Below are 26,687 nucleotides of genomic sequence, written 5' to 3' on the forward strand. Positions count from 1 at the left end.
TTTTTTTTTTTTTTATTTTTTTTTACGATTTGATGTATTTTTTATTTCTTTCATTGAGTATTAATATGATAATCTTCAAATTAAAATATATCACGCTATTCCTCCTACAATTTGTTCCGCTAAAAAATTCAGAGAAGATTGGGGCAATAAAAAATGATTGTTAAAAACTTTTTCATGCATCTTTCAGAAAACCAACTTTTAAATAAAGCAGCTCAAAACTATGGCTTCAAGCTGGGCGCCCATAGCGTTGTAGCCGGAACCAATATCGAGGAATCCATTGACAGCATCAAAGAGTTGAATGCGCAAGGCATCAGCTGCACAATCGATAATCTCGGTGAATTTGTCCATGAAAAATCAGAAGCATTGGAAGCGAAAAATCAGATCCTGGGCGTAGTGGAGGCCATTCACAAACATCGGGTGGATGCCCATATTTCTCTGAAGCCTTCGCAGCTCGGCTTGGACATCGATTACGATTTTTGCCTGGAAAACATCAAAGAAATTGTTGATGAGGCTTCTAAATACGATATTTTCATCAATTTTGATATGGAAAACTATGCACGCCTTCAACCATCCTTCGACCTGATGGATGAGCTAGCGAATGACTATGACAATATCGGAACAGTCATTCAATCCTATTTCATCAGAGCCGAAGACGATATCAAGAAATACAGCAACTATCGCCTGCGCATCGTCAAAGGCGCCTATAAAGAGCCCGAAGCGGTCGCTTACCAAAGCAAAGAGGAAATCGATGCCAATTTTATTGAATTGATCGAGTACCATCTATTGAATGGCAAGTTCACTTCCATTGCGACACATGACCACAATATCATCGCTCATGTAAAGCAGTTTGTTGCTGAACACAATATTTCCATGGAAAAATTCGAATTCCAGATGCTGTATGGTTTCCGCAAGGACATGCAGCTGGAGCTCGCAAAACAAGGCTATAATTTCTGTACCTACATCCCGTTTGGCACAGACTGGTATGGCTATTTCATGCGGAGACTGGCCGAACGCCCGCAGAACTTGAACTTGGTGGTGAAACAGGTCTTCACCAAGAAGACCAACACCGCTATCGGGGTTATCGCCGGAGCATTTTTACTTGGCCGTCTGAGCAAAAAATTGTAAGCTATCAAATAATGGCTGCATTATAAAGTAAAGCTGGAATCCAGGCGCTCATACTGATCAATTCTCCATCCCAAAGGAGCAATTATATTTATTCGAGACAGCAGAAACGGCAGAAAAATATCTGCATATGCATTCCACACGTTTAGCTGGGTTTGACATTCCTAAAGTCAAAGGAAAAATCTTTGAAGTCAATTCGCTTTTAACGGAAATCAACCATTGACCAGTAAAATAAGTAAAACCTGCAGACCTATTGAAGGCCTGCAGGTTTTTTCAGTATGTACATTCATCCCCCTTTAACGGTCAGGTGATTGCTGATCAGCAAACGGTGGCACTGCGAAGGATGGCGCTCTGAACAACAGTAGGCCATCCGGTTAACCGCTGCTTTCTCCAGCAGAACTCCGATGCCCTGCTGGAACTCTTCTGTCAGCGTGTAATCCGCAAATTATGGAAAGATTGGTTGCGCCAGCCTGCATTTTTTTCTTCCTGTATGTCCTTCGATTTCCTCCGCCTGCCGCCAAGATTCGGAAAATGCTCGTAGGCGATTCCTTCGGCTTCCAGCCACACAGGAAATCTATCTTTGGAAAACTGTGGCCATTTCCGGCTTCCTGGAAATGCCTGGACATCTGCCAGAAGCTTAATGCCGGTTTTTTTAGCATCGCGTCGAAAACCTCCTAGGAATGGCCGGAATGGCCGATTGTATAAATATCCATTTATCAATCCTGCCTCTCCAATAAGCTCTTGCTCTCCTACTCTTTTGAGCAGAAGCGGTTAAACCTGAACAAGGTGACCCTTCAGATTTCGATGACTTTTATAGTTGAGCTGATTTCCGCCTGCGCCGAATCACTGGTCCATTCATGCGGAAAATAGCCGAGCGGATTGCAGATGCAGTCGATGCCTTTGTATTGCTCATGATACCTGGTGTGGATATGGCCAAAGACCAACTTTTTCACGTCATATTTTTCAGCCAGCCCCCCGATTCCTGCACTTCCCATCATGGCATTGAAAAAATCCCAAGAAGGTTCATTTTTGACTTGGACAAAATGGGCAAAGGGCACGAAATGGCTGACCAGGATGATGTTTTTGTCTTGATGCTCCACCAGCCAACGCTCTACTTTTGCTAAATAGTGCCGCGTTACAGCAATATCCTCTTCCTGCCAATGCGCATGGATTTTATCCGGCCAGGTAAAATCGTTGAATTGCCCGGCGGAAAACTGCTCTTCGGTAAACCCATCAACGCCGAATGTATAATCGTACCACCCGCCATCGCCGATCACGACCCAGTCTTTACCCAAGTCGACAGGCCCGTTGCCAAGATTGCCCGGAAACTCCAGCAACTTGTCATAGGCACTAGAGGCATCGTCATGATAAAGATCGTGATTGCCATGGACAAACAGAATTTTGATCTTGGGCAACTCGTTTTTCAGCTGGTTCAGCAGTGCCAGGCTTTTTTCCGGACCGGCTGTCATGTCCCCGCTGATGATAAAAACATCCGGTGCCTGCTGGGCCAGCCAATCCTTCAGCAAGCCCAAAATATCAGCACCTGATTTTTTGCGGTTGAGCCCTTCGTGAATATCAGACAAAATGGCGATTTTCAACAGTTACTCCCCCTTAACCTCATTCATTTAAGCTGTCCATCCACTGCCCCGAGATCGGTGGCCATTATTTCCAGGAATCATACATCGCTCTATACTCTCCTTTAATGTATACGATTTAATCACTAACAAAATAAAGTGGGAGACAAAAGGCTAATTGCATAACAATAAGTATCCGCCTTTTCGCCTTATTGATTAGTTTGATACAAGCGATGCCTTTTGAACCGGTGCATTCTTCAACGATATGCCGACAAAATCACCTGTATTGAAGCGTGACGCAAATACCGAGTCGTGGATGGTCCAGGACTCTTCACCAACTTCCACCGTATAGTGGATTTCATGGCCTTGGTACTGAACAAAAGAAACGATTCCCTGCAAGCCATCACTCTTTTCCGGCATCAGCAGAAACTGCTCTGGTCGTACTGGATAAATACCGCTTTCCTTGAAGCTGTCAGCTACACCGAGATCTGGCCAGACATTCTTCAAATCGATGGCAGGGACGAATCGATCGTTCTGCCATTGCCCTTTCACCAGATTGCATTTGCCGACAAACGTTGCGACAAACTCTGTCTCCGGACGTGTATACAGAACTTCCGGCGGCGCTATCTGTTCAATGCGCCCCTGGTTCATGACAACAATCTTATCAGCGATAGCCAAAGCTTCTCCTTGGTCATGCGTGACAAAAACGATGGACGCCTTGGTTTCCCGATGGAGTTTTTGAATCTCTTTGCGCATCTCCATCCGCAGCTCGACATCCAGCGCGCTCAGCGGCTCATCCATCAGCAGCAGATTCGGCAATGGTGCAATGGCCCGCGCCAGCGCAACACGCTGCTTCTGCCCACCTGACAGCTCTGACGGATAACGGTTAGCCAGCTCATTCAACCCGACCAGTTTCAGCACTCTATTGATCCGTTCCTGCAGTTCGTTCTTACCTTCTTTGATTTTATTCGGATGGTAGCTGAGCGGAAATTTGACATGCTCTGCAACCGTCATATGTGGCCATAGGGCGAATGACTGGAACACCATGCCAATGTTGCGTTTCTCAGGCGGCAGGACACGCTTGGTCGATGCCAACACCAGGTCGTCCATCGCAATGGTTCCTTCTGTCGGTCCCATAAAGCCTGCCAACAGTTTCAGCAAAGTCGTTTTTCCGCATCCGGAAGGGCCCAACACGGCAATAAATTCCCCGTCGCCGATTTCCAGATCAATGGAGTGCAACGCAGTAAACGAGCCATATTTTTTTGTTAAATTGGTTACTTTAATCATTTGTTTTTCAGCACCTTTCTGTCCCAAATATTTCCAAGCAGCATAAACAGCCCACCCCCGAGCAGGATGCCCAGCACGAGCACCGTTGAAAACGCGGTAGAGTAAGTAGAATAGCCTGCCTGTTCATAACCGAAAATGACGACACCGATTGTTTCAGAACCAGAAGACCACAACAGGCTGGAAACCGTCAATTCAGTAAGTGCCATCAAGAATACCAACAGTGCCCCACTGAGAATGCCCGGAAACAGCAGCGGCAGTAAAATCCGTCGCCATTTGACCCAGCCGGCAGCGCCAGAAATCCGCGCTGCTTCTTCCATCGACGGGTCGATTTGCAGAAATGCTGTATAGCTCCCTCTGACCTGCAGCACCAAGAAACGAGTGGCATATGCAATGAATAAGATCCACACCGTACCGTAAATGCCCGGATTCCATCCTGGAACCGGCTCCAGCCACATAAAGATCATGCACAAAGCAAATACCGTACCGGGCAGTGCAAACGGTATAGTCATAAACAGTTCAGCGACTTTTGTGCTCCAGTCCGGATACTTAAAGCGCAGATATGCCATCGCCGTACCAAGCACCAGACAGACCAGCATGGTGAAAAAGGCAAGCTGTAGGCTATTCGTTAAAGCCGAAATAGGCTTGGAATCCGTTAAAAAGACGTATTCGTAATTCCGCAGCGACAGATTCTCCAGATTGAAGGGAACTCCATAAGCCGAGATGAGCGACAAAGCTCCCATTGTGATTAGCGGCATCAGGCTCGTTACCAATAGGAAAATCCACAGTGACGCTTCTAGCAACTTTTGTTTTCCAGCAGATAAATAGATGCGCGGCGTCGAATCGCTTCTGTTTGTTTCATTGACACGGCTGCGGCGCAGCAGGAACCATTGCAGGACTGTCCCCAGCAATGCAATGATGCCGAGAATGACCGACAGTACGGCTGCCCGTGAAAATGCAGAAGGGCCAAATCCCACCACCTGCTCGTAAATATAAGTGCTCAAAACCCTTATATTGGCTGGAGTTCCGAGAAATGCCGGAATCCCGAAATTATCCAGATTCGACAAAAATGCAATGAGCCCACCGCTGGCAATGCCGGGCAACGCCAATGGCAGCACCACTTTCCGGAATGCCTGTTTTTTCGACAGACCACTTGTCGCGGCGGCCTCTTCCAGTTCACGCGGAATTTTTCGGAAAACGTTGACTGTAAACAAATACACCAGCGGATAATGCGAAATACCGAGCAGCAAAATAATTCCACCCATGCTGTACAGGTTCGGCGCTTCAAGACTTCCCGGCAACCAAGACAGCACCGCCGTCACCGGACCCGAAGCGCTGAAAAACTGAGTCCAGGCCAATGTCGTAATATAGGAAGGAATGATGAACGGCAGGAAGATAAATAGCTGCATGGCTCGTTTTCCGCTCAATTGGACATATGCTACAATCCAAGAAAACAGGACGCCCAGCACCAATGCCAGGATTGTCGAACCCGCTACGATGATCAAAGTGTTCTGCACCGTATTCCAGGTCGCAGGTTCTCTCAGGACTTCTTTGTAATACTGCAGTGTCAGCGAGCCGTCATCAACAAAACTTAGCCAGACGAGCCGCAGAACCGGCAGCAGGAAAAATACAGAAATGGCCAGCAGGCCGATTCCTTTATACAGATTCTTTTTTTGAAAAAAGAGAGAAAAAGAGGAATCCCCCTCTTTTCTCTCTTCAACCATTGGCTGTTTTACTGTCATATCCGTAACTCCTCACATCGAAATTCAGGCTGCTGATTACTGGCCAAAAATCTGGCCAAATTTCGTTTTGTCTTCATCACGCGTTTCCAATAATTCAACCGCTTGAGCATCCATAATGGTCATTTCATCCAGTGTTTTCAACCCTTCAGGTGCCTCCACGCCTTCGCGGATCGGTGTATAGCCCTGTTCAGAAGCCAATTGCTGACCTTCTTCTGACAAGATGAAGTCAACAAATGCCTTGGATGCTTCTTCATTTTCCGTATTCGCCATAATGCCCACCGGCTCAGTAATGACCGGGACACCTTCTTCCGGATAAATTAATTCAACTGGAGATCCTTCACTTTTTGCTCGCGCTACAAGAAAGTCGACAATCACACCATAATTTTTGTCGCCGGTCGCGACGCTTTCCAGCACTGCACCATTGCCTTGGGTAATGGTGATGTCATTGGTGCGAAGCGCTTCATAAAACTCCCATCCCATTCCTTCCTGGCGAGTCATCACACCGAGGTTATAGGCGGCTGCACCGGAATAAAGCGGACTTGGCATGATGGCCTGGCCGCTGGTGGCTTCGTCAGTCAATGCGTTCCAACTAGTTGGAAGCTCTGTCACTTCGTTGGTATTGACGATCAGGCCGGTCGCCATGATTTTGGTGCCTGCATAAGTGCCGTCAGGATCGACAAAGGCTTCATCGATGGATTTTGCTTCAGGCGATTCATAGGCCAACAGCAGTTCCTCGGCCTTGAAGTTCTCGAAGGTCACTGAATCGGCAACCAGCAGAACATCCGCCTGAATATTTCCGCTCTGATTTTCTGCCTGGATTTTCGATACAACTTCTTCAGTACCAGAACGGAAAATGCTGATATCAATTTCCGGGTTTTGTTCTTTAAAAGCATCCACTAGTCCTTGTGCATCCGCATCCGGCTGGGATGTATAGAAATCCAGGGAACCAGAAACACCTATTCCGCTTTCAGCAGATTCCGTATCTGACACGCTTTCTTCGCTGCCACAAGCCACTAAAAAGGCTGACAGACACAATGACGCAGAACCAAAAAAGATCTTTTTCATTTTATTTCCCCCTCGAATTTTGTATCAACCTTTATTGCGTTGATTATGTAAAGACTCTATGTAAGTATAGTGCTGTTTTATGAAGCTGTTGTTAAGCTGGCATTAAGAAATATTATATCGAGTGGTAAGAGCGCTGTCATTTTGACCGTTTTCACATACTGGAACTTTTTCTGCTAGTTATTGCCTTATATAGCAACTATAAATTGCCTGGCGGATGAGGTCAAACATAAGTCGGTCTAATATTTTGATTATTTAAACTTTCCTGTCCGACTTTGCCTTACATATTTCAGGCGGCGTTCGAATGGACGAACCGTCAACATTTAAGAGAACGTGATTGTCGAAGCCTCAGCTGCCTTACAAAAATCAAACAAAAAAGCATTTTCATTCGCAATTTCCAGTTTGTAATAACCGGGCGAATAAAAATGCTATTTTGTATTTGTTAGTGAATCCTTAGCTTAGTTGACTGTTTCTTTTTTGTCATTCAGTTGAGCAGACAGTTCTTGGAACCATTCCTTGTCGTCAGTCGCAAGCGCCAGATCGATTAAAAAATCCAACTGTGCAGCGTCTTTTGTATCGGACGGCGGAAGGGTTTCGACCCGATGGACCGACATTGGAATCGTCATTCCAATCATTTCTTCGTTATCGCTTTCCACCACGGTGACATTCACAGCTTCTTTGAGGACATTCATGGAATCGATGAAACCGATAATCAGCTCGTCGTGGCGGGATCTGCCTTTCACCCAATCACTTGTTTTCAAAATCGTTTTATTCGTACCCATATCTATGCACCTTCTTTACATTATTTATCGTTCGCTAATTAGTAACTCAACACTATTATTTTGGCTTATGGTCATTGTTTCCCTAAACAAGCGCCAGCAAACGTCATTTGCAGAATTTCCATACTGGTTTCAATGCAACATACATAAGATTGCCTAAGCCATTTCAACGCTTTGAAAGATGAGGCGGTTGGAATGGAATCTTGTTGCTAAATCCCATTCTACGGCTGTCAACCTACTAATACAAACTATTTGCCTCAGCTTCGAGATAACTAAAAATCGGTTATATTGAGATATTTCACCCTTTTTAGCCCGCACTTATTTTTCCACGTTCAACAAGGCTAGATTTTAAAAAATCAACAACTCAAAAACAATTCAAAAAAACACCTCCATTGCCGTTTCCAGCCGGCAGCAGAGGCGTTGTTATCTTGTCGTATTATTAGATCGAGCTTTACAAATTCAACTAAATAGACCAGTTGATCAGCATACCTGCGTGCGTTAAACCGCCGCCGAAACCGTATAGCAGCAATTTGTCATCGGGTTTGATTTTGCCTTCCCGCACCCCTTTATCCAGTGATAAAGGGATCGAGGCTGCGGACGTGTTTCCGTAATACTCCAGGCTGTAAATCGTCCGCTCAAGCGGAAGCCCGTTTCTGCTGCAGATAGACTCGATAATGCGAAGATTGGCACTGTGTGGGACAAACCAATCAACATCGTCTTTCTCGAATTCAGCTTTTTCCATCAGGGCCTTCATCCCTTTTGGAACGGTATTGACGGCCCATTTGTAGACCTCACGCCCATTTTGATTTACAAATCCGTTGACTGCCAATTCATTGCCGAACATTTGAGTAGAAAGATCGGTGCAGTAAAGGTTGTTTGCCAGCTCCCCATTTGTTCCCATATGAAACTCGATAAAGCTTGGCTTTTCTTCGTCGTATTCAACTAGTACCGCTCCGCCGCCGTCTCCAAACAAGATGCAGGTCGAACGGTCGCTATAATCCAGGATTTTGGAAAACGTTTCCGCTCCGATCACCAAGACCTTTTTGTTCAAGCCCGCAGTGATTAAGCCATTGGCTACATGAAGCCCGTATGTAAATCCTGAGCAGGCCGCATTCAGATCGATAGCTCCTGTATTCTTTAAGCCCAGCTTTGCCTGAACCAGCGCTGATACACTTGGCGTCTTAAAATCAGGCGTCATTGTACAGACAATGATCATATCCACGTCGTCCAGGGATTTGTCGTACCGCTCCATTAAGTTCTGGGCAGCCTTAATGCTGATATCACTCGTAAATTCAGTATCTGAAGCAATCCGGCGTTCCTTTATGCCAGTCCGTTGGATAATCCATTCATCATTTGTTTCCACTAATTCTTCTAAGTGACGATTTGTCAGTCTCTTTTCAGGCACATATGAACCGATGGCTGTAATTCTGGCTTTTGAAATGTTCATTTTGATCGTCCCTTCTTGATGTCCTCGCCCTATTCTACCATCAACTATTAGGATTAGGTACTAATTTATTGGGTTCAGGAATTTTTTTAACCCCTGTCCAGGAAGCCCTCACAGAAACGTGTATTTCTTTTAGCTTAAAGGCTATAATTAGATTTGCTCCAACTAATTTGTGAGGTGAATAATGTGAGAAGTGGAAATCCAAGTTTAAAAACCGGAGCATTCGAGAATTTCAAGGATGTTAAAACTGGCGAGATGATGACCATACAAGGCACGGTCAATAAAACATTCATTTTGTTATTGCTCTTATTGGTGACGTTCGTCTTTTCCTGGAATCAGTTTGTCAGCAGTCCGAATAGCGTATTGCCGTTGATTCTTGCAGGAGCTGTCGGAGGCCTGATCGTGGGCTTGATCACGATTTTTGTACCGAAAGTATCCCCTTTCACTGCGCCCGTCTATGCGTTGCTCCAAGGATTATTTCTTGGTGCGGTATCCGCCCAATACGAAGCCCAATATGGCGGCATTGTTTTTCAGGCGGTACTGATTACAATCGGTGTTCTGCTGAGTTTATTACTTGTTTACAAGTTGGGCCTCATCAAAGTGACGCAGAACTTCAGGCTTGGTGTCGCTGCTGCTACAGGTGCTATCTTCCTGGTGTACGTGATTTCATTTGTCGGTGGTTTTTTCGGCTTTGAAATCCCGCATTTGCACGAATCGACACCACTTGGCATCGGGATCAGTGTAGTCATCGTCATTATCGCCGCGCTGAACCTGGTATTGGACTTTGACTTTATTGAGAATGCAGCCGCAAGACAGGTTCCAAAATACTTTGAATGGTATGGAGCTTTCGGTTTGCTGGTGACGTTGGTCTGGCTTTATCTTGAAATGCTTCGTTTGCTGTCTAAAATACGCAGCAGATGATCACAGAAACGTCCTTCGGGGCGTTTTTTTTGTGAATGAAAAAAACCGCATCCTGAAACCAAACTGGTTTCAGGATGCGGAAATTCATTATGAAATTCGCAAAAAGCAACTGCAACGAATCTTTGCGCTATGTTTTAGCGTCTTTTATTTCGCAGCACTTTCAACTTTCTCTGCTTTAGCAGATTGTGCATCTCTCTCCATTTTGTATTGTTTATAGCCGTTGATAAATTCCTCATACACTTCCAAATACGTTTTTGCGCGGTTACCCATTCTGTTTTCTTTCATTATCACTGCTGTCATCCCAATCATCCTCCTTAGTATTGTTCTTCATAATCATTAACTAAACAATCTGCTTGTTTCTGTTGTAGCTGACCACGATTCAATTTCAAGGTATGAATTTCTCACGGGTGCATTCCCGGTGGTAAGGCGTGAGATAGAAAAGCTCTTCAGGGCAGCTCTTCGATAACTGATAAAGGCCATGGAAAACATTTTGTGTGATTTCGTACCGCTGCATGCAGTTCGGCAATGCTCTTGCTTTTTTAGATGCATGCTCCAGCAGCACCTCATCTATCTCCACCCACACGGTCTGAACCTCAGTCTGTTCCTTTCCTTCTTTTCTGAAGGAAATTTCTTTTGTCAGGCGAGCAAAGAAGGTGATAAAAGCAGTACCATTTTCAAGATGAACATCTTTGGATCTTAGAAAAAAATAACCAACCGATTTTTGAGGCATTCGCTCCATCTGTTCCATTTTCACTTCTCCCCTTTGGACCAATAACTAGCATGAGTTTTATTCTAGTACAGAAAGCGCTTCAAAAAGGCGTTCAGCAAAATCCTCGGGAAGTTCATATGATGTTAACCGAATGCAATACATTCCTCGTTCCATAGACAAGTGCTGCGAATAACTGGTGGGAAGTAAAATAGGATGCTCTATTAATGCCCTTGTAAAAACCGGTAGTTCCTCTGGCAGAAGAAAAATTTCAGCTTCATTAACCGCTTCCCAGTGACCACTGGCTAACCGACAAGAAACGTTCAAGTCCAATGACCAGCTGACACACATCTCAGGACTTTTTTGCAATTTGATCGTCCGTTTCTTTTCGAGCCGCAAAAATTCTCCGTGCATTTCCACTCCTTCACCCATAAACTTGCTGATGGCCTCAACCCTTAATGGCAATGAATCTGTTTCAATCACTCTTACCACTCCTTTCATTATCTTTAATAAAATTGCTGACAAGTGAGACAGAAATCTATATTATTGATATTTTAAACAATTTAACAATTCTGATACATAAGTATTCAGTCTATTATTAAAAAATAGTCATTTATAACTCTTGAAATTAAGTTAGTAGTCTATATTATTCTTTAAAAATTAATTTTTCATTCCTTTACCGATACAATAAGCCTATAACATAGTCTAAAATATGTAAAGTGCCTCATAATATTCTTTTAATTCAGAATATATAAAGCTTTTCTTGTATACTTTAACTTGAAATGAAATCAGATGTAAATAGAACAAAAAAAGAAGAGACATGATTTCTCATGTCTCTTTTCCTTTAAAATCCAATGATAATGTGATTGTTTTTTTCACTGCTCTTTTAAGATGATCCATTTCCATTTCCGCAATGTTTTACTAAAATAAGGAAAACCGAAAACTTTTTTATAGGTTTTCACCGTTTTTCTGCATTCTGCACAGCAACTGGGTTTATCACCTTAAAACAGCAGCCTCCCGCTTGCTGTGCTAATGCGTTGTCACCAGGGAATCGAAACGCCATGTAAAGCTTTCAAATATTACTTTTTTCTATCTTAATGGCGTTCTTCCATACAATTGCCATAGCTGCGGAAACTTCCTGCACAACCCTTCTTCGTCTTCTTCGTCCCAGCCAAAGTCCAGGTCCGGCTGTTTGTAATCATCACCTGACAGTCTCCAGTGCAAGTTGAGGTATTCTTCCTGGTCGAGATCAGTCTTTTCTTCAAATGCCATACTGGCACAATACAGAAAATCCTCGAACTCGGGAACATCCTCATCGAGCTTTTGCAGATAGGGAATGATGCTTTCCGGATTTCGAATAGCATCTTCATACGCCGTTTTTCCCAGAAACAGCAGCCACGCGCGGAAATAATCGAAGGAATCACCTGAACAGCCACCCATGACGATATAGGCTGCCGCCCACAAATCTGATGTATAGGACTTGTAATAATACCGGTTAAAATGGCTATCAAACCGGATAATGTCATGCACCGGTTTTTTTGCCAGCCTGCCAATGAGCCATTCCAGCTGTTCCTCCAAATCCTCTCCTTTCCGATGCGCAGTATCCAGCATCTCCCAGAACTGATCGTCTGTCATCCCGCTGTCCTCAATTTCGTCTACTTGCCGCTCACTTTCCCTGTATCCTTTTTTCAGCTTGGACTCGACCAGCTTGTTCGCCTCTTTTAAACAAAGCTCTTCAGAAGGGAATTCTTTCGTATTTACCGAGCCGTGCGTCCCAATTCTTCCATAAGATACGATAAAGAAGTTGCCTTGGGCTTTTATTTTCCAAAATTTATTGGAATAGACGGTAATGCATACCAGTGACTTTTCCACTCGAACACCTCTCATTTTTCTTTTTCAAAATATACTTAAACAGATGTACCCATCTATAAGCTATATAAGTTCAACTAAAGAAACCAGCTTTTACCCAGCCCATGCAGGCGCAGTCGCTAAGAAATTTAGTGAATTCAAAGCAAGCCTATATTTTCCCCTCTGTAATCATAAAAGAGCTGAATTAACGATAAAGCCTGCTCACGTTTTCCGGACCATAATCCAAGCAATCGCGAGGACCAGCGCTTCACCGACATTCTTTACGAGTTGTTCGACAAAACCAACAATAGAGACCTCGAATAGTACTGGCTTACTGTCCGAAGCCGCCCCCGAAACAATGGAACTATTCCACCTGTTAAACGTATACACTATTATTCACCCAAAGGAGGAGTTTTCATGTCAAAGTACTCCATTCACCAATTTGTTCAGAAAACGCAGCAGGACAGCAGGACGAAAGCGCACGGGAATTTTTTGAGCTTGAGACAGATCGTCTGTTGGAAGTAAACCTGGATGGCCTCGTCTGGGCAAAAGCAGGATCCATGATTTCTTACGAAGGAAACATCAAATTCGAACGGGAAGGGATGCTAGAACACGGACTCGGAAAATTCGTCAAAAAAACGTTCAGCGGTGAAGGTGCACAGCTGATGAAGGCAAACGGCCAAGGAAAACTTTATGTGGCGGATAGAGGCAAGAAAATCACCATTCTGGATTTGGAAGGCGAGAGCATCTTCATTAACGGAAATGACCTGCTCGCTTTTCAGGATGGGCTGGAGTGGGATATCAAACTGATGCGCCGCGTTGCCGGAATGATGGCCGGTGGTCTGTTTAATATACGCCTGGAAGGAAAAGGGCTTGTCGCCTTTACATCACATTACGAACCACTCACCTTGCTCGTTACACCTGACAGACCAGTATTCACAGACCCGAATGCAACGGTTGCGTGGTCGGGTAGCCTGGAACCTGATTTTGTAACGGATATCCAGCTGAAAAGCTTGTTTGGAAGAGGCAGCGGAGAATCGGTACAGATGAAATTTTCCGGTAATGGCTTTGTCGTTGTTCAGCCTTTTGAGGAAGTGTATCATGCGCAAAAAACCTGATTTCACATTTAAAACTCGCCAGTTGCCTGATTCGGCAACTGGCGAATTTTTTAATGATCAGCACACTTCATATCTTACACACAGTTTTGCTCATATGCTATTTTGCATCTAAATTGATAACCCCAATCCCTTAAGCGGTCCTTTGTAAACCTTCAAAATACTTCTACTCTTCGTTCCCCTTTGCATAGTATGGTTCATTGCTGCTTTTTCTCTAATCCAAACACCCTCAACCTTTTAAAGAGCTTCGAAAAAATCCTGTTAGAGCATGAATCAAAAAGAACAAGAGCAATTTAAAAAAATGGCGAAACAAAACCCAAAAAGAAGCTGAACAAATCAGCTTCCTTTTGGGTTTTGTCATGCTTTTTCCCACTTAGCATCAATTGGTATTCCTGCTGCTTGAAATGTGGTGAAAACAGGACAACGTGCATCCGTCTTTTCTTTTAGTTCTTGGATACGCTCAACTGTTTCATCAGTTTTCACTATTGCATGCACAAAGATTTTATGGAAATAAGGCTGAATATCCGCTTGCCCCATAAGACCGCGAGGATCCAATTCCCCCTTCACATCAAACTCTATTCCCTGCAGATCAAATTTGATATCTTTTGCTACAAGGTTTGCGATTACGTTCTCACATCCAGCCAACGAAGCCAGAAGGGTCGAAAGGGGGTCAGGTCCTTGATCGGTGCCCCCATATTTGGTGGTTCGTCGATTGTAAGTTGATGATTCCCCATCTGGAGTTCTGATTTCATTTGATTGGATGTACCTGTTGCTTGAAAAGTCATCATATTTGCCATATTGAATTTCCTCCTCTAGTTGAATCTTCCTCCACTTTAACACCATCTTTTAACTAATCATGTTAGATGGCTTACACTAGAATTTCTTCTTAGAAGGGAAATTCCAGTCATATTATGATTGTTAGATTTGTACTTAATACTCCAATCTTCACCTATGCGTTTCTCAGCTTAACGTATTTCCTTCTGCAGGAATGGGTGTGTTCTTCAGCATTCCTGCAAGGTGATATGTGTTATATGCAAGCCTTCTAATGGCCTTTTTCGAAAATTCATTGTCTCTTCCCGCATCCATATAGGAGGCACCTGGACCGGCTTCTCCCACCCAATAGGCATCGACATTTGGCGGAACCAGGAAGCCGATGTGAGACAATCCATATAATAGGGATGCTGCCGCATGTTTTGCGCCGTCTTCATTGCCTGTAATAACAGCCCCTCCAACTTTGTTATAGAAAACGGCTTGCCCTTTTTCATTGGTTTTGCTGCTGCTGCCGTACAGCCGTTCAATGGTTTGGGTAGCTAATGAGCTTTTTTCTCCAAGCCATAGAGGGGTGCCAATAATCAGGATATCTGCAGCTTGGACCTTCTCAAAAATTTTAGGCCATTCATCATCTCCACCCATATCTTCCTGCACGCCAAGAGCAATTTTGTAATCAGCCAACCGGACAATTTCAGATTCTACTCCCAACTGATTATAGTGAACTTGCACGTCGTTCATAAAGCCTTCTGTATGAGACGGTTCTTCCGTGCTTTTTAACGAAGCATTTAAGAATACAGCTTTTAATGGTTGCATAAAATTACTCCCCTTCTGAAATTTATTGGATAAACCTTTATATGCGCACTGGATTCGAGCATTTTCATGGCAATAATAGTCCATTGATTTTTTTGACTTATGGGAGACTCCAAACATCCTGATCTTCTATTAGCTAAAGATAAAGCAGATTTAATCTGCTTTATCCAGAAGACACAGCCGTAATTTTATTTCTGGTCGTCTGCCAATCTGAAGCCACCAAACTGCCAACGTTTTTCCGGGGGAAAGAAATTCCGGTAGGTCTCCCGGATGTGACTGGCAGGAGTTGCGCAGGAGCCTCCCCTCAAAATCATTTGGTTGCTCATGAACTTTGCATTGTACTCGCCCAATGCTCCTTCTAATGGCTTGCTTCCAGGATAAGATGAGTAAGCAGTTGATGTCCACTCCCAAACATCACCGAACATTTTCGAAAGCGGCGCTCTAGCAGACTCGTTATTCATAGGCACCGGTTGGTAAACTGCTTGTTCCAAAGTATTCCCGTTTATAGCAATTCCCTGGGATGCGTGTTCCCATTCGGCTTCGGTCGGCAGTCTTTTGCCTTTCCATCTGCTAAAGGCATCAGATTCATAAAAACTGACATGGCATACGGGTTCGTTTAAATCCAAGTTCTTCACTCCTCCCAAGGTGAAGATTCCCCATTTGTCCTGCTCGTTTTTCAGCCAATACAGCGGCGCTTTCCAGTGGTTCTTCTTCACAATGGCCCAGCCATCAGAAAGCCAGTGTTCCGGTTGTTCGTAACCACCTGCCTCGATAAATTCGAGATACTCTCCATTGGTCACAGGTTCCGTTGCCAATTTAAAGGGCTCGAGCCAAACCTTATGACGCGGGCTTTCGTTATCAAACGAAAAACCTTCCCCGTTGTGCCCAATCTCGACCAATCCACCTTCAAATTCAATAAATGCGGGTTTTCTCCGCTCGCTTTCCGGAGGTTCCTCCGTTTTCAAATAAACCGGAAAAAGGGGATTTACAAAAAAGTTGTACTTCACATCCATCAAAATTAATTCCTGATGCTGTTGTTCGTGTTGAAGACCCATCTCGATCAGTTTGACCAGTTCTTTTTTTATTTCTGAAGACTGCAAATCAGAAAGCAAATCACGTATCTGTCCGTCCACGTAATTTCGGTAGGCGATGATACCTTCTACCGTTGGCCTCGACAACACGCCTCGCTCATGACGGGGCTGGTAAGGTCCGATCGTGTTGTAATAAGAATTAAACAAAAAGTCGAAAGTAGGATTAAATTCTTGATAACCTGATTTGAATTCCTTTAAAATTATGCGTTCAAAAAACCAAGTTGTGTGGGCAATGTGCCATTTAGGCGGACTGACATCGGAATGGGACTGGATAATGAAATCCTCTGTTTCCAATGGTTGTATCAGTTTCATGGTGACTTTCCTGATTTCGGCATAGCGCTCGATTAACGTCGTTGCGTCCATAGTTTCCATTAAAAAACTCCCTTCAACTTTTCACATGCTGAAAAAGGCTCACCCACAAATCCTGCTTATGAAAATTGGAGTGAACTACCCTATAGTTCTTCGGTCAAATCAGCTAACTTTATTCTTCAATTAATCCTTGTTCGACAAGAAATTCCACAGCTACGTCTCTCGGTTGCTCTTTATCGACATCCACTCGGGCATTCATCGCCAACATTTCTGCTTCGCTGATCTCGCCAGCGAGCCCGTTCAGCACTTTTTCCAACTCGGGGTATTCTTCAAGTGTTTCCAATCGCACAACTGGCGCTGCGTCGTATTTCGGGAAAAAGTTCAAATCGTCCTCGGTTGTGGCCAAGTCGAACAAGCCAATTCTGCTGTCGGTTGTAAACGCCGGGATGACGTCTATATCTCCATTCCGTACCGCCTCATACATGATGGCAGGATCAAAGCTTTCCGTCGCGGAAAATTCAAAGTCGTATGTGTCTTTCAAATCTTCGTATCCGTCCCCTTCACGTTCGTAGATGGAGTGAGGGCCGCCGAATGTGACATCCTGCGAACGGGAGATATCCGCCAATTGTGAATAGGTTTTTGCATCAAATCCGCTGTCTTTCAAATAAGCCAAGGTATAGCCATTTTCAAACCCCAGCGGTTCCAACCATGTGGCACCTAATTCTTCTTCGTATCCTTCCCTCACCTGCTGAAGAACTTCTTCAGAGGACTGGCCCGCTTCTGACTCGCGTTTCAGTACATCTTTCAAGCCCGTTCCCGTGTATTCAACGTACATATCAATATCTCCCTGTTCCAAGGCTGGCGTCAAAATCGCCACTTCCCCTAAGCCATCTTGATACTCAACTGTATATTCTGAACGCGCTTCTATGTACTCCCCCAGAATATAAGGCAAAATATACTGCTCTGTCCAAGGCTTTCCTCCAATCACAATCGGATCTGATTCTTCTGCTGCTGAACTGCAGCCATAAAGCGTTAACAAAGCCAACATGGAAATGCCTATCAATTTTTTTCTCATGTTTATTCCTCCTAAAGTTTTTGTCCCAGCACCATTCGCTCGATGTTACTGTGACCTCTTTTCATTTTATCAGAATTTTCACTCAATAAATGTAAATTACATAACATTTTTGGTACGCTTTGCAAACGTGCTTGAAATCCGAGGACCCTCAAAAATCATGGAAAAATTAAAAGGATTAAATATCGGGTTTCAGTACTCAATCCTTTTTCTGATAATATTTCTTCAAACATTTTACCCACTCTTGTGATTAGTACTTACTGCATATCGAAGTATAGTAGATCTTTGAAAATAAAAATGTGAAGTGGGTTACGTTCCGAAAGTTAGCTGCCCGTATTTTTGGGAATGTAACGCATCTTACAGTATTTCAAGCCCGGCCATGTACACTTAATTTGACACGTTAACTTATTTGCTTATTTTTCTGTATCCATTATTTCGTTATATGTGTAATAGGCATCCCGAATTTTCAAAAGCGGAAAACCTTGTCTTTTTTTCTCGATAGGTACATTCTGAATTAAACGATGATGCTCAAAAATATTATAGATTTGAAAAGAAATGCCCATCTCATCCAGTTTGCTTTTCGCTTTTTCACATTTGGTACAACCCGGAACTATGAATAAAATACAATCAGACGACTTCCTATTAAGAAGAGAGGGGATTTTAACCATGGATAAACTGACACTCCTTTCGCATATCAATCTTTTTGATGAGTTGCCAATGGAAGACATGAAATTAATTGACAGGAACAGCACAATGACACCCGTGAAAAAAGGCACGCAACTACTGATTCCAGAACAACCTCTGGATGTATTGTTCTTTTTGAAAAAAGGGCAAGTTCGTCTATATCGAATGACTTCCCAAGGAAAGCAGTTTACTACTGACATTCTTGTGGACGGCAATGTCTTTGGTGAAACGGAATCCTTCATGCTGACGGATAAACAAACCTATGCAGAGGCAATGACCGACTGCTATCTATGCACGATGGATAAGGCGAAATTCGAATCTTTTATACGAACAACACCGGATGTATCGCTCAAACTCATTCAAATTTTATCGAACCGTTTGAAAGAAACCTATGATCTTAGTGAAAAAATTGCTCTCGGGGATGTACGCTACCGTACGCTTTTCCTGTTGCTCAAAATGAGTGAAAAAAGCGGAACACGAGACAAAGAATGGCAATCAATCAATATGAAAATTACCCATGAAGACATTGCTACAATGGTTGGATCCTCGCGGGAAACGATTTCCCTTTTAATGAGCAAGTTAAAAAAAGAAGGATTGCTGAAGAAAACGCTGTTAGGGTATTCCATAAAAGCAGATGAGATAAAGAAGATTCTTATTGAATAAGGATCTTCTTTATCTTCTCAAAAAGACGCAGTAAAAAAGTAAGAAAACTTACTTTACTAAAGCATTTAACATCACTTTTAAAAACCTTTCTCAAACTACCAAGAAAGCAACTTCCGGTAAGTTTGGAAAGGTTTTTTCTTCTATGCTTTCTGACCGACGAGACGACTGAATACGGCTGCCAGGATGAGTGAGAATGCCAAGTGAGTGATTAAACTCATCAATTGTTCACTTGCAAACATTTCTCCAATCATTGGCCCCATTCCCATCATCATCGGCATGACAAGTAATGGTCCGATCACCCAAATGATCACACCGTGAAGAACACCCAGCACAAAGTAGTGCGAAGATAGCAATGTCATTGCACCATACCCAAGCCCGAAGATCCAACTGATCATCATATGCAAGATCCATCCCAGCACAAGACTTTCACTGCCAAGCATCGAAGCCAACACCGGCATCATACCCATCACCTGCATATAAATACCAAACACTACACCTGCGACCGTGCTGCCGATTAATGACGCTTTCACCAGCTTTGAGTAGCTCGAAACCTTAAATGTTTGTCTGGATACCACCATTGTTTCTCACTCCTTTTTTTCTTTAGTATAAATTGGGCTTGGAAAGAAAAAAGTAAGTTAGCTAACAATTCTGATAATAAATAAAAAAAGAAACTGCTTTTATGAAGTTCGCTGAAATCAATTGACAGCAATCCCTCGGCTCTAATGACCAAAACTGTTAATCCACTAAACTCTCCATACCATCCCTCCTCCATTTTTCTTTCCGAAAGCTTTGGCCTATCGGGATGATTGAAATACTTCTCCTATTACTCTTCATAACGTTCGTCATTTTCATCCTTTAATTGATTTACTGGAATCATTAGGTCATCCATCATCCTTATCAATCCGCTTCACTGGAAAGCGAAAGCGCTGGAACGATCGCTCCATGTGTGCCCTGTTTTTAAAGTTTAACTTATGTAGCGAAAATCCAAGTAGTCGGCATGCTAGTGTGCTAGTGTGTAATCATATGAAAAAAGGAGGTTCAGAATTGATTTTACTTCGCCGACTCTACCTGCAGGCAACCAGCCTGTCTTGGCTTATACTCACTGGCAGCACGATAATACTTATTGCATTTAGTACACTCATGCTCCCTGCCATAGAGCCTTCAACTTTTACCGGTTATGCAGATTCATTGTGGTTCACCATGACGACCATCCTGACAGTCGGTTACGGTGATATTTTTCCGTCCACCCATGCGGGAAGAATTTTTACAGTGGTTTTTTTATACATAATTGGCATCGGATTGTTTGCGTCATTCATCGGAAAGGCGATAGAAAGTCTGACATTGCACAAAAAACGGGAAGAAAGGGGTGAATTGATGTTCAAGGGAAAAAATCATATTGTCATCATCGATTGGTCACATAAAGCTGAAAATGCGATAGAAGAGATACTGAAGCAAGATAAACAGGTCGAAGTTGTGGTGATTGATCGGCTGGAAAAAGCAAAAGAGATCCATACGAGAATTCACTATGTCAGAGGGAATGCCACCCACCAAAAAGTCCTGCTGCAGGCAAATGTTCAGCAGGCAAAAGCAGTCCTGATTTTTGCGGATGACCGAATTGATGATCAGATGCTGACGGACGGAAAATCGCTGCTGATTGCCACGGCTATAGAAAGAATGTCACCAAATGTATATACGACTGTGGAAATTGAACGGGAAGAACATCTCCCGAGTTTCTCACACATTAAGGTGGATAAATTTATCATGTCCAACGGGACTATAGCGAAAATGGCCGTAAACTCCATCTTTTCTGAACTGAAATAAGCTTCATTAATTTTTGGACAGTTGGTTACAATAAAACGAAAGAGCCTATAATTTAAAAACGGAGAAGGTGCTTGCAATCAGCACCTTCTCCGTTTTATTTGGTTGAAATCTTCAAAAAAAATACGCAGCCAGAATGTAGGACAAGCCAGCATCAAGTTTCCCATACGTTAGGCTACCACTCGAAGAAAAACTTCAAAGATATGGTGATAGCAGAATAAATGAGAACGGCACCTAAAAAAGTCGGGAAATGTGTTTCTTTTTCATTAGGCAGTTCATGTTTGAACACAGTGAAAATCATCGCCCCGGAAACAAGGGAAAAAATAATGGATTTAAAAAGCGGTGTTAGTTCCGTAGTTAATGCAACAATCCAATCGACAACAATCCCCACAGTTACTATATAGCAGCCGTACTTAGTGTATTCGACGGGAAACTTCCTCCACATATTATGGGCAACCGCTACGAAATTGTGCGGAAGATATAGTTTTTCTGGATGATGATCTGAATGCCGACAAATAGGACAACACCGAGAAGGCCAACAATTTTTAACAATGCTTTGATGAAAGGATTGTTCTGCCTAATTATTGTTTCCTTAATTCCCATTTAGTCCATTTTTTCACAGTACATGCAGAGAATTTATTATGACACTTTTATTGCCCAAGAAAAGAACGATTCCATTTTATTAGAATCGCCCTTTCTTATCTATTTATAGTCCTAGATTTTTCTTTGTTTGTTTTATTGCTTGTTTTCATCACTCAAGTTAGCCAATTATTTACTGGATGGCATCGGAGGTCTCCTCATTTGCAATGGCGTCCCACCTTTTCTTCAATTGCTTATACACCTTGTACCCAGCGATGTATTCCTCATAATCGCATATCTCCCAATTGAATGTATCTTTTAGTTCCGCAGTTGGATATTTTTCCATGAAATATTCCTCCTCCCTTTTTTATTGCCGCATGGATGACTCAACAAAAAATCATTTTCTTTTAATGGGTACCGGACTCTTCCAGTTGGTTCTTCTGCCAGCTTTGTTCCAGTTCCGGCCACGAATGGAACATCTCCCGATTGGCTTTTAAATAATAAGGAATAACGCCATACAATTCGTTCGGACAACTTTTGGATAGCTGCAGTAAATGCAGAAATACTTTTTCAGACACCTCGTATTTCTCCATGCAATTTGGCAAAGCTTTCACTTTTTCAGTTGCGTGTTCTATCCCTAGATCATCGATTTGAACCCAAAAGGTTTCAACTCGAGTCTGTTTCTCCCTGTCCGTGACAGAGGTTATTTCACGCGCCAATCTGGCAAATAAAGTAATGGATGTCAACCCATTTTCCGTGTGTACATCTTTGGATTTAAGAAAGAAATAAGTGACTGACTTTTGGGAACTCAACTTTTTTTGCGCCATTATCCTAGTCTCCTTTCCCTTTTTTCTGAACGGGGGATAATTTTAAATCAACAGAACTGCAACCACTTTTATCACGAAAAACTGCCCTATTGGATATCTATATGGCTCCGGTAGTCAGAAAAAAGGGGTTTTACATCTTTATTTAATAGTGGATTAACTTCTCAAAAACACTTCCACCTTCAGTTGCTTCTAATTTTTATTATGATTTGACCTTTTTTATACATGGCATGAGCTGTTTTTTTAGAAAGAGTTTTTTTGTTTTCGTTGTCCATAAAACCAATGGAAAAAGTATTTCCGTCAGCAGTTTGAACATATTCCAGAAGCTTAAAATCCACTTCTTCTGAAAACATTTCAGTTACCTCCAGTTTTATTATCGTCTTTTTCCTCCTCCAGTTGCTGACATGAAAATCGGAACTTCTTTGTAAAGGCCAAAGCATATTTTCTGCTGAACAGAATAGCCTATTGATAAATTTTTTAACAAGTACCGTGTTAATGGATAAAGTAGTTCGGGTTTTCCTACATTCATCTTTCAGATAAAAATCGCACAAATACCAAATAAACAAGAGGCGCATTACTACTACTTTCAGCCTATTATACCCATGTGTTTTGTACTGTGATATTGCTCACATCCGAAGATTATTTTTTGAAAAATTAAATAATACCGGATAAAAAAGTCTTACTCATGGACAAGCTTTTCTGCTAATCAATTTTGCACAAACAGATCGAGCAGTTCCCATAATTTTTTCTGACTTTGAACGCTCAATATCGTGAAAAAGGAATCTTCCTTCTCTCAAGGTCAATAATTCACGCTTTTTCAACTCATTCCCACTCCTGTTGACCACTTCTCTCGTCATGCCGCAAAAGTTCGCCGGGTTCCCGTTGGTGAGCACCCCATCAATCAACATGCCCTTTTCTGTATAGACCTCATAGCTTTTGGAAAGTCTGATTAAGTTTGAGTACTAATTTGAATGCGCTACATACCAACGAGATCAAATTGGTCTGTAATGACGAAGTAAAATGAAAGTAAGTTGATTTTAAATAGAAAACCGTTCGTAAAAGTACACGTTTCCAGACAGAAAAGAAGAGCGGTGCTGTTTAAGCACTGCTCTCCTTATTTGTCCTTTGCCTCCAGAATCACTTTTGTTCTCAATACCCCGGGAAAAGACACTTTGCCGTCAGCATCAGAAAAAAGTTTAACTAAATAAGCGTAATACCGTTGCAGCAAGTTTACACGATTGCTTGGACTAGATTTCCTCAATTGTAGATAGGACTGATTTGGCATGTTTTTTCGCTAGTTCTCTTCTTTCTTGACCAGTTAACTTGTCAAATTGTTGATCGTTGGGCAATATTACATAACTTAAAAATATTCCTCCCAATTGTCTTGCATAAAAATCGCTATCAACTTGCTGATTCTTATGCTGGAAATGGCATTCCAATCCTTTTTTTAAACTTGAAAAAATAACTTCTGGCAAGTTGATTTTTTCTGTTAAATTCCCACGTAAACTCTCTGACAAAAGCATCCTTACCAAATCTTTATTTTTCACCAATACTTCTAATCTATCTTCGATAATATTGGTTAAAAATAATTCAGTATCGTTTTCTTTGGCGATTTCTAAAACACGGGAGCCGAACTTTTTTTCCAGTACTTGCTTGAGAACCGTAGTAAATAGATTTTCTTTCGTGGAATACCTCCGATAGAGTGTCACTTCTGCAACTCCAGCTTCTTTAGCAACTTCTTGCGTTGATGCTTGCATTCCCTTTTTTATAAAAGCAGCAATAGCCCCTTTGAAGATTTGTTCTGTTTTATCCATCAATAGTTTTCGCCTTCTTTCTTGATAAGCTAGTAAAAATTAAGATGTTTGTTTTATTTTTACAAAGCGATCCAAAATAATCAAGACCGGCGGCATGACAATCAGCGTGGAAAACAAAGCAAGTGAAATATTAATGAGTGTCATTAGTCCAAAATTGTTCAAAATCACAAAATCGGATACCAGTAATGCACTAAATCCACCAATTGTCGTAATGGCCGATATTAAAATCGCCTTGCCAATATTTTTGTTGGCCATTTGGATGGCTTCCCTACTATGATAACCTTTTTCTCTTTCCTCATAATAACGTTCCATGATCAATACGGTGAACTCCGTACCAATCCCAATGATTAATGCTCCCAATGTTGCGGTAAGCGGTGTGTAACTCATATCCAGAAAGTGCATGATCAACCCTGACCAACCTATAATGAATGTGATAGGAAACAAAGGAATCAATGCTTTCACAAAATTCCTGTAAATAACTAATAAACTGAAGAACACTAGCCCCATTCCAAGCAAGGTCATTTTATACCTACCGGTTGTCAGCCCCCGAATCATCTCAACATCTAATACAGCTTTCCCTGTAATAGTAGTTTCGATTGTATCTAAACTGCTGCTTTCCATATAGACTTCTAAATCATCAAGGAATACGCCTAATTCCTTTGCTTCCAAATGTTTGATCCCAATCGTGATAACACCTTTTGTCTTTGGTTCGTTTAAGAAGAGTTTTAACTGGTCATCTGGAATGGCAGTTACCCCTTCCTCGAATACTTGGCCCACGGGCAGCTCATCACCATTCATTTGCTTCAAAAGGCTCGTGAGCGAATTGGTGTTGACCACAACATCAGGAAATTCGGTTTTCACCGATTCTGTCAAACCATCAACCCAGCTATTTACTTGATCCGAAAAAATATCCTCGCTTTCATACACAATCGATATTTGATCTGTTGTGCCAAGAACCTCTCTTAACTTAAGAATATCATCCAGTTCCTTCGTATCTTGCGGCATGAAAGTCTCCATGTCTGTTTCCGCTTCAGCATCCAGGTCTACCCATATACCAAACGCGGCAGTACCAGCTGCGATTATGATAATTACCCATCGAAAAGCTATGGTTTTCCTGGTGATCCAATCAAAAACACGATCGGTTTTTGAAGGTTTCTTTTTTTGCAGTTGCTTTGGTTTCACCACTTTATCTTCACTAAAAAAATAATCCCTGGTGAACAGAATAGGGATTAAAAGGAATACCCCAAGAACAAAACTTACGATTAAACCGATTGTTAACATTTTGCCGAAGTCCTGGATCATTGGCACAGGCGAGGCATATAGTGAAACAAATCCAAGCGCAGTCGCAATCATTGCAGTCAAGACGGCTGGAGTCATCTTCGTAATGGTTTTCTTTAAACTTTCCTTCGATTTATTTTTATTGTTACTCATTTGAATCCTCCTTTGCCATTTCTTCTGCATAACGGTTTTGGAACTGAATTGCATAATCGATGCCAAGACCGATTAAAATCGGAAACACAGCCATTGAGACCATCGTAATCGGTATTTGTAACCAGCCCATTAAACCGACCGTTCCAATTACTGCTAAAAGAACGATTACTAATGGCAATATGCGCCAACGGACTTTAAAGAGAATGGATAACACAATAATCATGATTACAAGCGCTAATCCCATCATGGCTTGAATGCTTTCCTGCATGGAAGTGCGGGTCGCATTGTCAAGAACAGGCTTCCCGGATACCATAGTTTCTGCTGTATCAATTTCTTCTGCGACCAAATAATTGTTTATCGTGTCAATTACTTTTGTTTTTCCACTATCATCTGTTTCTCCATTAAGCTTTATCATCATAATCATGTAACGATCGTCTATAACTAATTCTTTAAACATAGGGCGAAGTTCGTTATTTTCGCCATAAATCATGTTATCCAGTGTCTCCTGGTTGTCAGGTAATCCAGGCTCCATAGAGAACCCCTTCTTAAGCGTATCCGTTTGGCTTTCTACCATTTCTTCAGTGAGCGTCACTGGACTTAAGATGCTGTAGATCGATTCATTATTTTGCAGCGCGTCTTCTATCCCTTTCATATGTTCCAAATGAGCAGGGGTCAATAAATTTTCCGATTCATACAAAACGATAATCGATTCTCCACCGAATTCCTTCTCTAACATTAAATTTTCGAGATATACTTCTGAATCAGGTTCTACCAGCGTATCGTTACCGGTCGCCATAAATATATCTTTTACGCCCATTGCTAAAAGAACAACAATGATTATCATGATAAAAATCGACTTCATCGGAAAACCGCTTAATACGTGCGCAAGCCTCTTTAATATTTTCATGTACTTCCTCTCCCTCTAATTCCTCTCAAAAGATCGTTAGTGCTAACTTTTATCAACATTAAAATAAGCCGTTTTCAAAAAACTTAACGGCAATAAATATGTAAGTTACTACTAACATACATATTAACGTTAAGCTTTTTACCTGTAAAGTATTTATAACTTTTGCTGGGTATTAAAAGTGCGGGGATTGAACATTTCTGTCCTAAAAGAAAGTTTTATTTCCTTTTGTCTTTGTAAATTGTCAATTCAAGTCGAACGCGGCAAGAAACTCATGAATACCTCAAAGGGCGTGTTGTAATTCAATACTTTCCGAGGTA

The 26,687-nt window shown here is 42.2% G+C and carries 29 protein-coding genes and 2 pseudogenes; 6 read left to right on the forward strand and 25 right to left on the reverse strand.

Going from position 1 to position 26,687, the window contains the following annotated elements:
• Positions 1-153: 153 nt before the first annotated feature.
• Positions 154-1,125 (forward strand): proline dehydrogenase family protein, encoded by a 972-nt coding sequence (locus J7I83_RS16030; protein ID WP_215102375.1) that lies wholly within the window; start codon positions 154-156, stop codon positions 1,123-1,125.
• 67 nt (positions 1,126-1,192) lie between these two features.
• Positions 1,193-1,345, forward strand: a complete 153-nt coding sequence (locus J7I83_RS17910) for a YdhR family protein (protein WP_215102417.1) — start codon at positions 1,193-1,195, stop codon at positions 1,343-1,345.
• 63 nt (positions 1,346-1,408) lie between these two features.
• Here J7I83_RS17910 and J7I83_RS18160 read toward each other — a convergent pair whose 3' ends face one another.
• From J7I83_RS18160 to J7I83_RS16075, 8 genes are all read right to left on the reverse strand, one after another.
• The gene (locus J7I83_RS18160) at positions 1,409-1,552 is read right to left on the reverse strand and encodes a DUF488 domain-containing protein (RefSeq protein WP_215102419.1); all 144 of its coding nucleotides are present in this window, start codon (positions 1,550-1,552) and stop codon (positions 1,409-1,411) included.
• Positions 1,549-1,842 (reverse strand): DUF488 domain-containing protein, encoded by a 294-nt coding sequence (locus J7I83_RS16045; RefSeq protein ID WP_215102376.1) that lies wholly within the window; start codon positions 1,840-1,842, stop codon positions 1,549-1,551. Before J7I83_RS16045 ends, J7I83_RS18160 begins: the two co-directional genes overlap by 4 nt.
• A 74-nt stretch (positions 1,843-1,916) precedes the next feature.
• Positions 1,917-2,720, reverse strand: coding sequence for a metallophosphoesterase (locus J7I83_RS16050; protein WP_215102377.1), 804 nt, complete (start codon positions 2,718-2,720; stop codon positions 1,917-1,919).
• A 192-nt stretch (positions 2,721-2,912) separates the two neighbouring features.
• Entirely contained in the window at positions 2,913-3,983 is a 1,071-nt protein-coding gene (locus J7I83_RS16055) for an ABC transporter ATP-binding protein (RefSeq protein WP_215102378.1), read from the reverse strand.
• Positions 3,980-5,722: an ABC transporter permease gene (locus tag J7I83_RS16060; RefSeq protein WP_215102380.1), complete on the reverse strand. Its 1,743-nt coding sequence runs from the start codon at positions 5,720-5,722 to the stop codon at positions 3,980-3,982. The genes J7I83_RS16055 and J7I83_RS16060 overlap by 4 nt, the downstream gene beginning before the upstream one ends.
• Before the next feature lie 36 nt (positions 5,723-5,758).
• Positions 5,759-6,787 carry an ABC transporter substrate-binding protein gene (locus J7I83_RS16065; RefSeq protein ID WP_215102382.1) on the reverse strand — a complete coding sequence of 343 codons (1,029 nt, stop codon included), beginning with the start codon at positions 6,785-6,787 and terminating at the stop codon, positions 5,759-5,761.
• A gap of 455 nt (positions 6,788-7,242) precedes the next feature.
• Positions 7,243-7,566 (reverse strand): IDEAL domain-containing protein, encoded by a 324-nt coding sequence (locus J7I83_RS16070; RefSeq protein WP_215102384.1) that lies wholly within the window; start codon positions 7,564-7,566, stop codon positions 7,243-7,245.
• Positions 7,567-8,026: 460 nt separating this feature from the next.
• Entirely contained in the window at positions 8,027-9,010 is a 984-nt protein-coding gene (locus J7I83_RS16075; protein WP_251047694.1) for a ketoacyl-ACP synthase III, read from the reverse strand.
• Positions 9,011-9,193: 183 nt separating this feature from the next.
• On the opposite strand from J7I83_RS16075, the gene J7I83_RS16080 reads away from it, so the two are divergent.
• Positions 9,194-9,928 (forward strand): Bax inhibitor-1/YccA family protein, encoded by a 735-nt coding sequence (locus J7I83_RS16080; protein WP_215102385.1) that lies wholly within the window; start codon positions 9,194-9,196, stop codon positions 9,926-9,928.
• A gap of 144 nt (positions 9,929-10,072) precedes the next feature.
• On the opposite strand, the gene J7I83_RS16085 is transcribed toward J7I83_RS16080, so the two are convergent.
• The 4 genes from J7I83_RS16085 to J7I83_RS16100 all read right to left on the reverse strand — a co-directional run bounded on the left by J7I83_RS16085 (position 10,073) and on the right by J7I83_RS16100 (position 12,506).
• On the reverse strand, positions 10,073-10,228 hold the full coding sequence (locus tag J7I83_RS16085; RefSeq protein ID WP_215102386.1) for a hypothetical protein: 156 nt from the start codon (positions 10,226-10,228) through the stop codon (positions 10,073-10,075).
• 85 nt (positions 10,229-10,313) lie between these two features.
• A complete protein-coding gene (locus J7I83_RS16090) occupies positions 10,314-10,676 on the reverse strand; it encodes a hypothetical protein (RefSeq protein WP_215102387.1) in 363 nt (120 codons plus the stop codon).
• Positions 10,677-10,715: 39 nt separating this feature from the next.
• Complete coding sequence (locus tag J7I83_RS16095) at positions 10,716-11,117, reverse strand: hypothetical protein (protein ID WP_215102388.1); 402 nt, start codon at positions 11,115-11,117, stop codon at positions 10,716-10,718.
• Positions 11,118-11,723: 606 nt separating this feature from the next.
• On the reverse strand, positions 11,724-12,506 hold the full coding sequence (locus J7I83_RS16100; RefSeq protein ID WP_483313465.1) for a DUF4240 domain-containing protein: 783 nt from the start codon (positions 12,504-12,506) through the stop codon (positions 11,724-11,726).
• Positions 12,507-12,899: 393 nt separating this feature from the next.
• On the opposite strand from J7I83_RS16100, the pseudogene J7I83_RS16105 reads away from it, so the two are divergent.
• A pseudogene (locus J7I83_RS16105) lies at positions 12,900-13,600 on the forward strand (AIM24 family protein).
• A gap of 354 nt (positions 13,601-13,954) precedes the next feature.
• Here the strand turns inward: J7I83_RS16105 and J7I83_RS16110 are convergent.
• From J7I83_RS16110 to J7I83_RS18030, 5 genes and pseudogenes are all read right to left on the reverse strand, one after another.
• A pseudogene (locus tag J7I83_RS16110) lies at positions 13,955-14,394 on the reverse strand (OsmC family protein).
• Positions 14,395-14,557: 163 nt separating this feature from the next.
• Positions 14,558-15,181 (reverse strand): flavodoxin family protein, encoded by a 624-nt coding sequence (locus tag J7I83_RS16115; protein ID WP_215102390.1) that lies wholly within the window; start codon positions 15,179-15,181, stop codon positions 14,558-14,560.
• 185 nt (positions 15,182-15,366) lie between these two features.
• Positions 15,367-16,641 carry an ergothioneine biosynthesis protein EgtB gene (egtB, locus tag J7I83_RS16120; protein WP_215102391.1) on the reverse strand — a complete coding sequence of 425 codons (1,275 nt, stop codon included), beginning with the start codon at positions 16,639-16,641 and terminating at the stop codon, positions 15,367-15,369.
• A 109-nt stretch (positions 16,642-16,750) separates the two neighbouring features.
• Positions 16,751-17,653, reverse strand: coding sequence for a glycine betaine ABC transporter substrate-binding protein (locus J7I83_RS16125; RefSeq protein ID WP_215102393.1), 903 nt, complete (start codon positions 17,651-17,653; stop codon positions 16,751-16,753).
• A gap of 410 nt (positions 17,654-18,063) precedes the next feature.
• On the reverse strand, positions 18,064-18,378 hold the full coding sequence (locus J7I83_RS18030; RefSeq protein WP_353048300.1) for a glutaredoxin domain-containing protein: 315 nt from the start codon (positions 18,376-18,378) through the stop codon (positions 18,064-18,066).
• Here J7I83_RS18030 and J7I83_RS16135 point away from each other — a divergent pair.
• Complete coding sequence (locus J7I83_RS16135) at positions 18,317-18,997, forward strand: Crp/Fnr family transcriptional regulator (protein ID WP_215102397.1); 681 nt, start codon at positions 18,317-18,319, stop codon at positions 18,995-18,997. The genes J7I83_RS18030 and J7I83_RS16135 overlap by 62 nt on opposite strands.
• A gap of 140 nt (positions 18,998-19,137) precedes the next feature.
• On the opposite strand, the gene J7I83_RS16140 is transcribed toward J7I83_RS16135, so the two are convergent.
• Complete coding sequence (locus tag J7I83_RS16140) at positions 19,138-19,575, reverse strand: hypothetical protein (protein ID WP_215102399.1); 438 nt, start codon at positions 19,573-19,575, stop codon at positions 19,138-19,140.
• 466 nt (positions 19,576-20,041) lie between these two features.
• Between J7I83_RS16140 and J7I83_RS16145 the strand changes: the two genes are divergently transcribed.
• A complete protein-coding gene (locus tag J7I83_RS16145) occupies positions 20,042-20,818 on the forward strand; it encodes an ion channel (protein ID WP_215102401.1) in 777 nt (258 codons plus the stop codon).
• Between the two features lie 769 nt (positions 20,819-21,587).
• On the opposite strand, the gene J7I83_RS16150 is transcribed toward J7I83_RS16145, so the two are convergent.
• From J7I83_RS16150 to J7I83_RS16180, 7 genes are all read right to left on the reverse strand, one after another.
• Positions 21,588-21,740 (reverse strand): hypothetical protein, encoded by a 153-nt coding sequence (locus J7I83_RS16150; protein ID WP_215102403.1) that lies wholly within the window; start codon positions 21,738-21,740, stop codon positions 21,588-21,590.
• A 61-nt stretch (positions 21,741-21,801) separates the two neighbouring features.
• Positions 21,802-22,221, reverse strand: coding sequence for a hypothetical protein (locus tag J7I83_RS16155; RefSeq protein ID WP_215102405.1), 420 nt, complete (start codon positions 22,219-22,221; stop codon positions 21,802-21,804).
• Between the two features lie 179 nt (positions 22,222-22,400).
• The gene (locus tag J7I83_RS16160) at positions 22,401-22,571 is read right to left on the reverse strand and encodes a hypothetical protein (protein WP_215102407.1); all 171 of its coding nucleotides are present in this window, start codon (positions 22,569-22,571) and stop codon (positions 22,401-22,403) included.
• Between the two features lie 330 nt (positions 22,572-22,901).
• Positions 22,902-23,126, reverse strand: coding sequence for a helix-turn-helix domain-containing protein (locus J7I83_RS18165; protein WP_215102409.1), 225 nt, complete (start codon positions 23,124-23,126; stop codon positions 22,902-22,904).
• A 339-nt stretch (positions 23,127-23,465) separates the two neighbouring features.
• A complete protein-coding gene (locus tag J7I83_RS16170; RefSeq protein WP_215102411.1) occupies positions 23,466-24,032 on the reverse strand; it encodes a TetR/AcrR family transcriptional regulator in 567 nt (188 codons plus the stop codon).
• A 39-nt stretch (positions 24,033-24,071) separates the two neighbouring features.
• Complete coding sequence (locus J7I83_RS16175) at positions 24,072-25,463, reverse strand: efflux RND transporter permease subunit (RefSeq protein WP_215102413.1); 1,392 nt, start codon at positions 25,461-25,463, stop codon at positions 24,072-24,074.
• On the reverse strand, positions 25,456-26,370 hold the full coding sequence (locus J7I83_RS16180; RefSeq protein WP_215102415.1) for an MMPL family transporter: 915 nt from the start codon (positions 26,368-26,370) through the stop codon (positions 25,456-25,458). The genes J7I83_RS16175 and J7I83_RS16180 overlap by 8 nt, the downstream gene beginning before the upstream one ends.
• Positions 26,371-26,687 lie beyond the last annotated feature (317 nt).

The sequence above is a fragment of the Planococcus sp. ISL-110 genome (assembly GCF_018613575.1).
Lineage (GTDB): Bacteria > Bacillota > Bacilli > Bacillales_A > Planococcaceae > Planococcus.